The following is a 13,100-nucleotide window of genomic DNA, read 5'->3' as shown; positions in this document are numbered from 1 at the left end:
CCATGTCCGAAGACAACCTGAAAGCGGCCCCTCCCGCCAAACCGCGGGTGGCCGTGCTGTTTGGCGGCCGGTCCAGCGAACATGCAGTGAGCTGTGTGACCGCTGCCGGAGTGCTTGCCGCCATCAACAAAGACAAATACGAGGTCATCCCCATCGGCATCGCCAAATCGGGGCAGTGGGTCCTTGCCTCGGGGGACACCGCCCAGTGGTCATTGTCGGCGTCGTCGCTGCCGGAAGTCCCGCCGTCGACCGAAACGGTGACGCTCGCCGAGATCGGCGGCGAGCACCAGCTGATCGTCGCCGCACCCAACGAAGTTCCGCAGGAACTGGGGACGGTCGACGTCGTATTTCCACTGCTGCACGGTCCGTTCGGTGAGGACGGCACCATCCAGGGACTCTTGGAACTGTCCGACACCCGCTACGTCGGCGCCGGGGTCCTCGCTTCAGCCGTGGGCATGGACAAGCACTACATGAAGGTGGTCTTTGAGGCGGCCGGCCTCCACGTCGGACCCTACATCGCTGTTACCGACCGGCAATGGCTCAAGGACGCCGAGTCAGTCCGCAAGCAGGTGGACCGCCTCGGGTTCCCGGTCTTCGTCAAGCCCGCGCGGGCCGGATCCTCCATGGGAATTTCCAAGGTGGACTCATTGGAGGGGCTGGACGCCGCCGTCGAGGAAGCCCGCCGCCATGACCTCAAGCTGGTCATCGAAGCCGGCATAGTAGGCCGCGAAATCGAATGCGCCGTCCTGGAAGGGCGCGGGACAGCAGCGCCGCGGACTTCCATGCCTGGTGAGATCTCCGTTGCCGGCGGCACCCACGAGTTCTACGACTTCAACGCCAAGTATGTCGAGGATGACGCCGCTGCACTCAGCTGCCCGGCGGACATCCCGGAGGAAGCAATCGCCCGCGTTCGAGAACTGGCAGCAGCGGCGTTTGATGCCGTGGGAGCCGAAGGACTGAGCCGGGTTGATTTCTTTTACACCCCTGAGGGTGAGCTGATCATCAACGAAATCAACACCATGCCCGGCTTTACACCGAAGAGCATGTACCCCCAGATGTGGGCGGCTTCGGGCCTGGACTATGCAGAGCTCATTGACGAACTCATTTACTTGGCACTGAACCGGAAGACCGGCCTGCGCTGACGTTCCGGGCGCCCCGCGCGGACGCCGGGCCTGTCCTTCCGGGCCTGTCCTTCCAGGCCAGGCCCGGCGTGGCCTACCCGGTGGACGGCAGGTTCTTCAGCTCTTCCTGCCCGACGCAGTTCCCTGTGGCGGGGATCTTTGCCGCCGCGGCCGACAAGTCAGCAAGGACTGTCGCGGAACTGACGGCCTCCTGATCCTTGGTCAGGAGGATTTCGGTGGCTGGTTCGCGGCCGAAGGTAGTCAGGGTCCACGCGGTGTCCCCCTCCTTGATGACCCAATCCACGCCGTTGACGCTGACGCAGCGGTCCGTCGTCGGTCCCGGAACGTTGACGCCACAGCGCAGGATTACTTGCGAGGGGTCGCCCCACGCAGCGGTTGCCTGGCTGTTGGTTTTCCGCAGGCCCGCGTCCCCGATGGCATCAGGCAGTGCCACCATCATGGGTGCGCAGGCGGGGTTGGCTGCGTCCTGCGCCGCGGTAACATCCACTACCGGGGAACACGCCGCCAAGCAGAGTCCCACAGCGAGAACGGCCACTACTGCACCGGAAGCCCTGCTGTACGCCGTCGGGATGGGCATGGCTGGTGCGGGTAAAAGGGCGGGGCGCATCAACCCATCATCTCCATTTACCGTTTGCTGCGCCAATCCTTGGATTCGCCTAATCAAAGGCTTGGATCAGTTTTTGCGCAGGTATCCCCGCGATGCCCGTGGTTCCCCTAGGATGACTGCATCACTTCTGGTCTCACCCCTAAGCGAGCACTCTTGAATATTCTGCGTCGGACGGCCCTGGCCGTGTCCGTTATCGTGCTGTCGTCAGCCCTTCCCCAGTTCGCGTTTGCGGCGCCGGCTGATCTGTCCGTGCCGGCGGGCGTTTCCGCCGTGGCGGATCCGGGTCCTGTGCCGGTGGACGACTTTGTCCGCCCCGACGTTCCTCCGCGGCACATCGAATCGGAATACACGTACGTTGACCAGCCGCTGGCGGGGACCATCAAGACCACCCTCGTGACTGTGAAGCTTGCCGACAAAACGGTAGAGGAGACCAACGCAGCGGTTCCCATGGCGGCCGCCCAGGCTTCCCTGAGTGCGGCAAGCGCGTACTGGTCAACGCAGACTGTGGGCAGGGTGAACATGTCGCTGATCAAGGCCGAGACGGCCCGGCCGTCGGCGGCGCGCTCCACCCAGTCGCCCAACGAAATCGTTGACATCGTCTCGCGCGAGCTGGGATGGACGCAGACGTCCTACACCGCGCTGGTGATGTACATTCCGGGCGCCTATCTGACCAATGGCGCCGCCGGCATGGCTTTCAGCAACGGCTCCGTGGGCGGCCGGATCATCATGCCCCAGAACGGCAGGCTCAGCACGCCGGTCCTGACACATGAATTCGGACACGCTCTGGGGCTTGACCACGCGAACAGCCTCCAGTGCGGCAGCGGGATCTCCGACGTCGCCCCGGGACCGTACGGGGGATTCGCGGATTCGTCATGCAGCATCAAAACCTATGGCGACAACCTGGATGTCATGGGCATCTCGCACTACGACTTCATGCCGGCCATAGGTGCCCCGTTCTGGGAGATGGGACGCTTCGGCAACGGCAACGAGATTGCCGACGCCGGCACTGTCACCGCAACAAAGTCACTGACGCTTAAGCCGTGGGCCGGCACGGGTGCAGCCCGCGCCGCAAAGTTCACAGACCCGAAATCGGGCGAGGTCTACTACCTGGAACTGAGGGCACCCGTCGGATACGACGTGGGCAAGGCCATTGGCGGGAACCGGGGCGTGAAGATCTCGCAGCAGGGTTCGGGAAACTCGTCCATATTGCTGCCTCCTTCGACTTTTCCCATCAGCGGCAACTACAGCTCCACCCAGGCGTGGCAGGCCGGCACAACCTTCAAGACCCATGCGGGGACGAAGGTGACCATAGATTCGGTGAGTGACACCTCCGCGACCGTGACGCTTCGTCCTCCGGGCGCGCCGGGTATCGGCGCTATCGATGCCGTAGAACTGCAGCGTGACAGCTCGGCGGTGAAACTGGTGGTGCGGGGCTGGGCATACGATGGCGCCAAACCAGCGGAATCAAGCGACGTGCACGTCTACCTGAAGACACCTGACGGAGTGGAGCGCAGCTACGCAGTGCCGGCGAACCAGCCGCGGCCGGACGTTAACAGCGTGATGCAGGTGACCGGTCAGCACGGTTACTCTAAGACTTTTGACGTCACCGCAGCCGGGCCGTACCGGGTGTGCGTGTACGCAATGGGAAGCGTCGAAAACACATACCTTGGCTGCAGGACGGTGACAGCGGAAGCGTCGCCGCCGCCGCTGGGTGTGCTTGACTCATTCAGCTACGCCGTGGAATCCGGAAAGGGTGTTCTCAAGGCTCGGGGCTGGGCTTTCGATGCCGGCGCTTCCTCTGCCAGCATCCCCGTGCATATTTATCTCAGCGGCCCCAGCGGCCAGAGTGCCCACGCCCTGACTGCGAACGGCTCCCGCCCGGACGTCAACTCCGTGTTTTCGATTTCCGGAGCCCATGGATTCAGCCTGAGCACGCCGGTGACACAGGGCGGCCGTTATACCGCGTGTGCCTATGGCCTCTTTGTCGCCCCGCTCTCGCAAGGCAACAGCTTCCTTGGTTGCAAGGAAATCCTGTTGCCGGCGACTCCAGCGCCTGCCGGATTTGTGGATAGCGTCTCCCTGCGCAAGGTTGACACGAAAGCCTACCTCTCGGTCTCCGGGTGGACGGCAGACCTTGGCTCCCCACTGGCCTCCATCCCAGTGCATGTCTACGTCACGTCACCCGATGGAAGCGTCAAAGGCCAGGCATTCACCGCCGACCGGCCGCGCGCTGATATAAACAGTGCGCTCGGCATCACTGGCAACCACGGTTTCGAGCCATCGGTGGAGATCCAGGGAGCCGGCACCTACAGGGTCTGTGCCTACGGGATACCGGTCAGCCCACTGGCGGAGGGCAACAGCCTCCTGGGGTGCCGGAGCATTAACGTGCCGGCCACGCCTGCGCCCGTGGGGTCCTTCGATTCGCTCGTCGTTGAGTCCGGGGCTGCCGGGTCGGTGCTGGTGTCCAAGGGCTGGGCCTATGACCCGGCCTTCACCTCGGCCAGTATCCCCGTGCATGCATACCTCACGGCGCCAGACGGGGCGGTGAGTGCTGTCGCCTTCACCGCGGATGTGCCCCGCCCCGACGTCAACAAAGTGATGGGCATACCGGGAAACCACGGATACACCGTTTCGGTCCCCCTTGCACAACGCGGCAAATACACCCTCTGCACCTGGGGACTGGCCGTGTCATCCCTCTCTGCTGGAGTAACACAGCTGGGCTGCAGGGCGATAAACTACTGACCAAATGACTAAAATTATCGACGTCGGTTCTCCTCGAAGAATGGCGCCCCAGGAGACGAGGACGGCTCACCCGGCGGTCAAAATTGGCATCAGGGTGTTGGTAAATGCAGTGGCCGTGGCGGTCCTCGGGCTGTTGACCTGGGGAAGGCTTCCGCCCCTGGCCCGCCAGACCGTCTGGGCTGAGGACGGCGGAGTATTCCTCCGCGACGTACTCAGCAATGGACACTTGAGGAGCATCCCGCTTCCGTACGACGGGTACCTCCATGTCATCCCGCGCACGCTGGCAAGCCTGGCCCACGCCGTCGTGCCGCTTCAAGGCTATGCGTTGGCCATGTCGCTCCTGAGCTGCCTGGCTGTTGCGGCCATTTCCGTAGCGGTTTTCCACCTGTCACGTTCGGTTGCAGAGTCCGTTCCCGTGCGGGTCATGATCGCAGCGATCCCTGTACTGCTGCCGATCGGGCCGCAGGAAGTACTGGGGAATGCAGCGAACCTCCACTGGTACCTCCTCTGGCTGATGCCTTGGCTGCTGCTTTACAGGCCCAAGTCGCGCCCGGCAGGGGTAGTGATGTTTGTTGGCGCCTTCCTTACGGCGGCCAGCGAGATCATCACCGGTATGTTCTTGCCGCTGGCCGTCTGGGCTGCGTTCCGGCGTCGCAATTTTGCAGCCTCCGCAGGTCTGGTGCTGGGGGTCGGACTGCAAGTCCTGGCCACCTTGACCAAGCCGCGTTTCAGTGGTGCAGCCCCTTCCGATGCCGTGGATGTCATATCAGTATTTCTAGGGTTCGGGCTGTTGCCGATCGGTTCCATCTGGCACGCGGACAGCCGGACCCTGGCGTCGAACATTGTCTCTTACGGGGGTTGGGCGCTCTTCATTCCCTGCCTGCTGGTTGTTGCCCTTCTCACGTACACTCTCTTTGCCGGCGGCCGCGGGCTGAAACTCACAGCACTCGGCGCCCTGGGAGCTTCGGTGCTGTGCTGGGTGGCGTCCGTCGTGCTGAGCGGTAACACCATGTTTAACTACGCCACGTACACCGAGGCTGACTGGGCCACAGGGTTCGGCTATATCCGCTATGCGGCGGCGCCGGCGATGTTCCTCCTCCTGCTGGTGCCATTGGCTGTCGCAGCTGCCCTTGCGAAGGGACATGTCAACCGGAGGGCTGCCTTCGCGGTCACCGGGATGTTCCTTGCTTTCCTCTTGGTCAGCTACCTGCCAGCGTCCACCGTGCGTCAGGCCGGCCCCTCCTGGTCAGCGGGCGTCAGCGACGCCCGGGTGGCCTGCGAGGCTGATCCCAGCCTTGCCACTGGGACTGTGCTGATAGCGCCCGTGACGTGGAAGTTTGCCCAGGTCCAGATTCCCTGCAGCGAGCTCCGTTCTCCGTGAGGAGTGCGGAGCGCAAGCTGGCACCGGCAACGAATGTCGGTGCTGCGCTGTAGCGTAGTGGCGTGCCTGTAAATGCTGTGCCTGGGAATGCCCCCACCGATAAAGCCCTGCCTGAAAAGGCACTGCCCGAAGAAGCTGCGCCTCAGAAAGCCGCCCCTGGAGAGGCCGTGACTGTCGCGGAACTGTCCGAGTCCGATCTTCTGACCCGGATATTCCCTCGGCTGGCGATGGACAGCCGCCATGCCGCTGCCACGCTGCTGGGTCCGGGGGACGACGCCGCGATCGTTGCCGCCCCGGACGGCCGGACGGTCATCAGCATCGACACACAGGTGCAGGACCAGGACTTCCGGCTTCAGTGGCCCAACGGGTACCGCACCACCGGCTTTGACGTGGGCTGGAAGGCTGCTGCCCAGAACCTCAGCGATATCAATGCCATGGGCGCCACCGCAACGTCCATAGTGGTCAGCCTCACCCTTCCGCGGGACACCCCGGTCAGTTGGGTGGAGGATCTTGCCGATGGCCTGGCAGCCGGAATCCGGAAGCTGGGCGCTGACTCCTGTTCTGTTGCCGGCGGTGACCTCGGCCGTGGCCGGGAGATTTCGGTCAGCGTCGCTGTGCTGGGCACCCTGAGCGGCGGATCGCCGGTCCTGAGATCTGGAGCCTGCCCCGGCGATGTGCTGGCACTTGCCGGTACGGTGGGGCGGGCGGCGGCTGGGCTAGCCCTCCTGGAGTCGGACGCAGGCATAGAGTCCCTGACTCCGGAACAGCGCAAACTGGTGGCACTTCAGTGCCGGCCGGTGCCTCCTCTTGCCGCAGGTCCGCTGGCACGGTCAGGCGGCGCAACGGCGATGCTGGATATCTCCGATGGGCTCCTCCGGGACGGGGCCCGCCTCGCCCGCTCCAGCGGCGTCGTCCTGGACCTGGATCCGCAGGCGCTTCGGCAACTGTCCGAAGGGCTGGAACCGGCGTCGGACCTTCTCAATGCCGACCCCATGGAGTGGGTGCTGGCCGGAGGAGAAGACCACGGACTCCTGGCCACATTCCCTCCCGGCGTTCAGGTGCCTCCCGGATTCACTGCGATAGGCTCAGTACAAGCCTTGGGAGAAAGCGAAAGCCCGGGCATCAAAATTGCAGGCCACGCCGCGGACACCGGGGGATGGGATCACTTTGCACACTAAGGTTGCCGCCAACGCGCAAGCGATGAAGCGGTGGTTGGGCAAGGCTGAAACGGCTCTTGGCAACCACAGCGACCGCCTTAACGCCATCAATATCTTCCCCGTGGCGGACGGTGATACCGGCACCAACCTCTATCTCACAGTCCGGGCGGCCTCCCGCGCGCTCCAAGGCGTCGGGCCGGGCAACGGCAGCACCAGCCTGGATTCCCGGCAGCCCGACGCCGGACAGGCGGACGTCGGAGCTGTCCTGGCAATGGCCGGACAGGCGGCCTTGGAGCAGGCAAGGGGCAATTCGGGCACACTCTTTTCCGTCTTTCTGTGCGCAGCCGCGGAGCCGCTGGCCGGCCACACCAGGCTGACGTCCACCCTGCTTGCCGCCGCCCTCAACCGGGCTCAGATCAGGGCCTGGTCAGCATTAAGCGACCCCGTCCCCGGGACCATGCTCTCAGTTATGGAAGCTGCCGCCCGTGCTGCTGCCGCGGTGGATGCCGGTCAAAACGGCGACGACAGCAACCACGCTCTTGGCTTGTCGCTGGACGCCGCTGTTGAGGGCGCCCTGGCGGCAGTTATCCGCACGGAGGACCAGCTGGACGCCCTGCAGGCGGCGCACGTCGTGGACGCCGGCGGTGTGGGAATGCTCCTCATCCTGGATTGCCTCCGATCCGCCGTCCTGGGGGAGGAACTGCAAAGCGAGCTCCTCGACGGGCTGCACGGCTACGACGTCCAGGACCCTCATATTCACACCAGCATGCCTGACGACGACGGCGTGGAAGTCATGTGCACCATCAGCCTCTCGCCGCTCAACGCGGCCACCCTGCGGCAGCGGCTCGATGAGATCGGCGAGTCCGTAATCATGAGCCAGGTGGGTTCTTCGGCTGAGGCTGACGGCAATTACCGCTGGCGCGTCCACGTCCACGTACCGGATGCAGAACTGGCCGTCCGGCTCATCCGTTCCTTGGGGGATCCCACGCAGATCACGGTCAGCGAGCTCGCCCTGCCGAGAGACCCCGACACCGACCCGGTGAACTCCAGTGGGCATGAACGCTGAATTCGACTTTGACCTAGGACGCCTCGTCGGCAGACGCTCCGCCGGCGTCATCGAGAAACACCTTGGCCTGACTACCGTCGGTGCCTTGCTGAACTACTTCCCCCGGAGGTACCTGGACCGGGGCGAGCTGACCCCTATCAGCGAGGTTCCCCTGGATGAGGACGTCACTCTGATAGCCCGGGTGGTGTCCAACAGCACCCGTTCCATGAAGGCACGCCGCGGCACCATTACCGACGTCGTGATTTCCGACGACGACGGAACGCCGGGGCTCCGGCTGGTCGGGGGCAGCGATTACCGCGGCAAAGTCCCCGGCACGCTCAAAGTCAGCTTCTTCAACGGTTACCGCGCCAAGGCTGAACTGCTGCAGGGGCGGCGGGCACTGTTCTCCGGCAAAGTCACTCGCTACGGTGGCTTGTTGGGGCTCACGAATCCCGATTTCCTTTTGCTGGACGAGGACCCCTTCACGCAGGGGAAGGACCCGGAGTCGCTGGCCCTGATGCCCATTCCGGTCTATCCGGCCACGGGCAAACTCACCAGCTGGGCCATCCAGAAAGTTGTGCGGGCATTGCTCGAAACGGCCGACCTCGACGCGCTGCCGGACCCAATTCCGCCTGCTGTTGCGGCACGGGAAAAGTTCCTGCCGGTCGCTGAGGCATACCGGCTGATCCACGCACCGGAATCCACGGCGGACTGGCAGCGTGCCCGGGATCGGTTCCGCTACCAGGAAGCGCTGGTCCTGCAGTCGGCATTGGCCAGGCGCCGGGCCCAGTTGGCCGCCGAAGAGGCCACCGCCCGGCGTCCTGTCCCGGACGGCCTTCTCGCTGCCTTCGACCGGCAACTCCCGTTTACCCTGACTGCCGGCCAGGCCTCCATCGGCAAGACACTCTCCACTGAACTTGCCCAGGACGGCCCCATGAACAGGCTCCTGCAGGGCGAGGTGGGTTCGGGCAAGACCGTCGTTGCACTCCGGGCCATGCTGCAGGTGGTCGACGCCGGAGGCCAGGCAGCACTCCTCGCCCCCACCGAAGTCCTCGCCGCCCAGCACTTCGAATCGATCAGGCGCACCTTGGGCTCGCTGTCCCGGGACGGGCTTCTTGGCGGATTGGGCAACGACGCCGTCCAGGTAACGCTCCTGACTGGATCCATGCCCACTGCGGCCCGCAAGCAGGCCATGCTGGACGCCGCTTCCGGTACGGCCGGGATCGTCATCGGCACCCACGCCCTGCTCAGCGGCAACGTGTCCTTCTATGATCTCGGCCTGATCGTGGTGGACGAGCAGCACCGGTTCGGCGTCGAGCAACGGGATGCCTTGCGGGCGAAGGCAAGCAAACCGCCCCACCTGCTGGTCATGACTGCCACCCCCATTCCCCGAACCGTGGCAATGACAGTTTTTGGGGACCTTGAAACGTCTGTGCTTGATGAGCTGCCCGCGGGCCGGGCCCCCATCTCCACCCACGTGGTGGGCCTGGCCGAGAACCCGGGCTGGGTAGGCCGCATTTGGTCCCGGTCGCGGGAGGAGATCGACGCCGGGCACCAGGTTTATGTTGTCTGCCCCAAAATTTGGACTGACGACGACGGCGACTTCAGTCCCGGAGAAGCGGAACCAACGGCGGCGGACCTGGAAGAGGGCGGCGCGGCGCGCGAGCTCGCGTCGGTGACGTCCGTCGTCGAGCAGCTCCAGCAGGAGCCGGCTTTGGCTGGCGTGCCCTTGGCTCCGCTTCACGGGCGCCAGGACCCTGCGGTCAAGTCGGCGGCCATGGCTGATTTCACGGCCAACCGGACCAAGCTTTTGGTCTCCACCACGGTCATTGAGGTGGGCGTCGATGTCCACAACGCAACCCTCATGGTGATCCTCGACGCCGACCGTTTCGGTATTTCCCAACTCCACCAGCTCCGTGGGCGTGTGGGCCGCGGCGGACACCCCGGCACGTGCCTCCTGGTGACGGCCCTGGAGCCCGGCCATCCAAGCCGTCGCCGGCTGGACGCAGTGGCCGCCACCACTGATGGTTTTGAACTCTCCCAGGAAGACTTGAAGCTGAGGCGTGAAGGGGACATCCTTGGCGCCTCACAGTCAGGTGTTCGGTCCACGCTGAAACTCCTCAGAGTGCTGGAGCATGAGGACGTCATAGCAAAGGCACGGGAGGACGCCCAGAAGATCGTGGGTTCGGATCCGTCCCTTCAGCAGCATCCGCAGCTGGCACACGCCATCGATGGATACCTCAATCCCGAAAAGGAGGCGTTCCTTGAACGAGGATAACGCGGCGACAGCCGGCACGGCGGCGCGGAACAGGAAGTGCCCGGCATGAGCAGGATCATCGCGGGAGCTGCCGGTGGCACGCCTTTGGTCAGTGTTCCCGGATCACTGACCAGACCCACGACGGACCGCGTCAAGGAAGCCCTGTTTTCACGGCTGGATGCCTTCGATGTCATCTCCGGCGCGCGGGTCCTTGACCTGTACGCCGGCTCAGGGTCGCTCGGTGTGGAGAGCGGCAGCAGGGGCGCCGGAACCGTTGACCTTGTCGAATTCGATGCCAAGGCGAGCGGTGTGTGCCAGCGCAACGCGGACCTGGTCAACGGCGTCGTGGGGCGAAAAGTCGTCACCGTGCACCGCTCCAGGGTGGAGTCGTTCCTGGAGCGCGCCACACTTGACGACAACTGGGACCTGGTCTTCCTGGATCCGCCCTACCCGCTGGACGAGCCGGCCCTGTCCGCCGTGCTGGCCAAGCTTAATGCGCACCTTGCGCCGGCCGCCGTTGTGGTGGTCGAACGCTCGTCGCGGTCGCCGGAACCTGGTTGGCCGGTGGGAATGGAACGTTTTGCCGAGAAGAAGTACGGGGAGACGCGCCTCTGGTTCGCGGAGCCCTCGGTTCCGGATGCGATTCAGGTCGAGGAAGAACTTGACGAGCACGCAGACGCCGGCGGCAATTGAACGCCGGTGGTCAAAGTCCGGTCACTGAAACTCAGCCTGCGAGGCCGTCCAGTTCAACGCCCGCCAGCACTTTGGCCGGGTGAGGTCCCCGCGCGGTCAGTTCCACTGACCAGTTCCGGGGCCACGGGAATTGTGTACCGGCGAGGATGATGTTGCCCGGGTAGCGGCCAGCGAACATCCCGGCCTCAGCGAAGGCCGCGACATCCTCCATGGCCCGGCGAAGGGCAGCGGCCTGGCTGCGCACCAGGGTGAGTCCGGGTTCATCCCCCACGTTGACGATCAGCAGGCCGTCTGCTGTGAGCCGTGCGCGGGCCTCCTCGTAGAAACCGGTACAGGCGATGTGCTCCGGGGCGTCCGGTCCGGAGAAGATATCCAGGATAATCACGTCGAACCGCAACTCCGGTGCCAGTCCGGCCAGGGCCTCACGGGCGTCGGCGATCACAGGATGCAGGTCCGTGCCGTCCGGCAGCGGCAGCTGTTGAAGGACGAAATCCAGCAGTTCGCGCTCCAATTCAACGGCATACTGGACGGATCCTGGCCTGGTCGCTTGGATGTAGCGGGCCAGGGTCAGGGCACCGGCCCCAAGATGGAGCGCCTTGATCGCCTGCCCCTCCGGAGCTGCCAGATCCACCAGGTGGCCGATCCGGCGTAAGTACTCGTAGAAGATTTCCTCGGGATGGTCCACATTGACGTGGGACTGCTCGGCACCGCCAATGGTCAGGATGTATGCGCCATCGATGAGGTGGTCCGCTTCGATGGAGGCATGTTGACCCGTGGTTCGCAGGAATCTGGTGGCCGCATGCCGGCCGTCCGCAGGCATCAGAGCCTTCCGCTGAGGCTGGCCAGCCGTGCGGCGGCCTCTTCCAGGACTTCCACTTTCTTGCAGAACGCGAATCGGAGCAGGCTGCGTGTCCGTTCAGCGCCGTCGGGGTGGCAGAAGACTGGCACCGGGATTGCCGCCACTCCTACGAGTGCGGGAAGCCGGCGCGCAAGGTCCACCGAGTCTTTGATGCCCAGCGGGGCGGTGTCCACGTTCACGAAGTAGGTGCCCTGCGGGGTGAAGACTTCGAAACCGGCCGCACGGAGCCCCTCACTGAGGATGTCGCGCTTGTGACGCAGCGTGGCAGAAACTCCGGTGTAGAAATCATCCGGAAGGGCCAGTGCCGTTGCGATCGCCGCCTGGAACGGCGTCCCCGAGCTGTACGTCAGGAACTGTTTCACGGTACGGACGGCGGACACCAGACGCTCCGGTCCGGTCAGCCAACCGATTTTCCAGCCAGTAAACGAGAAGGTCTTGCCTGCGGAGGAGATGGTCAACGTCCGCTCCGCAGCCCCGGGCAGTGTGGCGACCGGAATGTGGCTCACGCCAAACGTCAGGTGTTCGTACACCTCATCGGTGATGATCAGGCAGTCATGCTTCGTGGCAAGATCGACGACCCGCTGAAGCACCACCAGCGGGAAAACGGCACCCGTGGGATTGTGCGGATTGTTGAGCAGCACCACACGCGTACGGTGGCTGAAGGCCGCTTCGAGGGCGGCCATATCCGGGAGGAAGTCAGGGGCGAGCAACGGAGCAGTCACGTGGGTGGCCCCGGACAGCCCGATCATGGCGCCGTACGAGTCATAGAAGGGCTCGAACGTCAGCACCTCGTCGCCCGGACCGGTCAGGGCCAGCAATGAAGCGGCAATACCCTCGGTGGCTCCCGTCGTGACGATGACCTCCGTCTGAGGGTCCGGGGCCAAGCCGTAAAACCGTTCCTGGTGGGCCGCGACGGCCTCACGAAGTTCAACGGTGCCCTTCCCCGGAGCATACTGGTTTGCGCCGGCGCCGATGGCTGCCTGCGCGGCAGCCCGGATCTCTGCCGGCCCGTCCTCGTCCGGGAACCCCTGGCCCAGGTTTATCGCGCCGGTCTGCAGGGCGAGCGTGGTCATCTCTTCAAAGATGGTGACCCCCAGCTGGCCGTCCTGTCCGAGCAAGTTGGCCCCGAGGGCTGCGCGCTGCCACGGAGCAGGTGCGGTGGGTAGAAAAAGGTCCCGTGGTGGATGCATTCAGTCATGGTATCCCGGCGTCGGAAT

The 13,100-nt window shown here is 64.6% G+C and carries 10 protein-coding genes; 7 read left to right on the top strand and 3 right to left on the bottom strand.

The annotated features are described in order from the left end of the window. Window positions 1–2 precede the first annotated feature (2 nt). Window positions 3–1,142 (top strand): D-alanine--D-alanine ligase family protein, encoded by a 1,140-nt coding sequence (locus V9L18_RS20125; protein WP_337348921.1) that lies wholly within the window; start codon window positions 3–5, stop codon window positions 1,140–1,142. Between the two features lie 73 nt (window positions 1,143–1,215). Here the strand turns inward: V9L18_RS20125 and V9L18_RS20120 are convergent, their stop codons facing one another. Further along, complete coding sequence (locus V9L18_RS20120; RefSeq protein WP_337348920.1) at window positions 1,216–1,749, bottom strand: DUF3515 domain-containing protein; 534 nt, start codon at window positions 1,747–1,749, stop codon at window positions 1,216–1,218. Window positions 1,750–1,902: 153 nt separating this feature from the next. Here V9L18_RS20120 and V9L18_RS20115 point away from each other — a divergent pair, with 153 nt between their 5' ends. From V9L18_RS20115 to rsmD, 6 genes are all read left to right on the top strand, one after another. Next, the gene (locus V9L18_RS20115; protein WP_337348919.1) at window positions 1,903–4,491 is read left to right on the top strand and encodes a hypothetical protein; all 2,589 of its coding nucleotides are present in this window, start codon (window positions 1,903–1,905) and stop codon (window positions 4,489–4,491) included. A gap of 4 nt (window positions 4,492–4,495) precedes the next feature. After that, window positions 4,496–5,872, top strand: coding sequence for a hypothetical protein (locus V9L18_RS20110; RefSeq protein WP_337348918.1), 1,377 nt, complete (start codon window positions 4,496–4,498; stop codon window positions 5,870–5,872). Between the two features lie 122 nt (window positions 5,873–5,994). After that, window positions 5,995–7,050: a thiamine-phosphate kinase gene (locus V9L18_RS20105; RefSeq protein ID WP_337348937.1), complete on the top strand. Its 1,056-nt coding sequence runs from the start codon at window positions 5,995–5,997 to the stop codon at window positions 7,048–7,050. 22 nt (window positions 7,051–7,072) lie between these two features. Next, window positions 7,073–8,095, top strand: a complete 1,023-nt coding sequence (locus tag V9L18_RS20100; protein WP_337348917.1) for a DAK2 domain-containing protein — start codon at window positions 7,073–7,075, stop codon at window positions 8,093–8,095. Next, complete coding sequence (locus tag V9L18_RS20095) at window positions 8,085–10,352, top strand: ATP-dependent DNA helicase RecG (protein WP_337348916.1); 2,268 nt, start codon at window positions 8,085–8,087, stop codon at window positions 10,350–10,352. The genes V9L18_RS20100 and V9L18_RS20095 overlap by 11 nt, the downstream gene beginning before the upstream one ends. Window positions 10,353–10,397: 45 nt before the next feature. Then, window positions 10,398–11,024: a 16S rRNA (guanine(966)-N(2))-methyltransferase RsmD gene (rsmD, locus tag V9L18_RS20090; RefSeq protein WP_337348915.1), complete on the top strand. Its 627-nt coding sequence runs from the start codon at window positions 10,398–10,400 to the stop codon at window positions 11,022–11,024. A 31-nt stretch (window positions 11,025–11,055) separates the two neighbouring features. Here the strand turns inward: rsmD and V9L18_RS20085 are convergent, their stop codons facing one another. Together V9L18_RS20085 and V9L18_RS20080 are read right to left on the bottom strand one after the other, a co-directional pair. Beyond that, window positions 11,056–11,844 carry a spermidine synthase gene (locus tag V9L18_RS20085; protein ID WP_337348914.1) on the bottom strand — a complete coding sequence of 263 codons (789 nt, stop codon included), beginning with the start codon at window positions 11,842–11,844 and terminating at the stop codon, window positions 11,056–11,058. After that, window positions 11,844–13,073: an aminotransferase class I/II-fold pyridoxal phosphate-dependent enzyme gene (locus V9L18_RS20080; RefSeq protein ID WP_337348913.1), complete on the bottom strand. Its 1,230-nt coding sequence runs from the start codon at window positions 13,071–13,073 to the stop codon at window positions 11,844–11,846. The genes V9L18_RS20085 and V9L18_RS20080 overlap by 1 nt, the downstream gene beginning before the upstream one ends. Window positions 13,074–13,100: the final 27 nt, after the last annotated feature.

Source organism: Pseudarthrobacter sp. CCNWLW217 (genome assembly GCF_037203985.1).
Taxonomy (GTDB): domain Bacteria; phylum Actinomycetota; class Actinomycetes; order Actinomycetales; family Micrococcaceae; genus Arthrobacter.
Note: the sequence above shows the minus strand (reverse complement) of the source record. Positions and strands in the feature narration are given on the sequence as shown.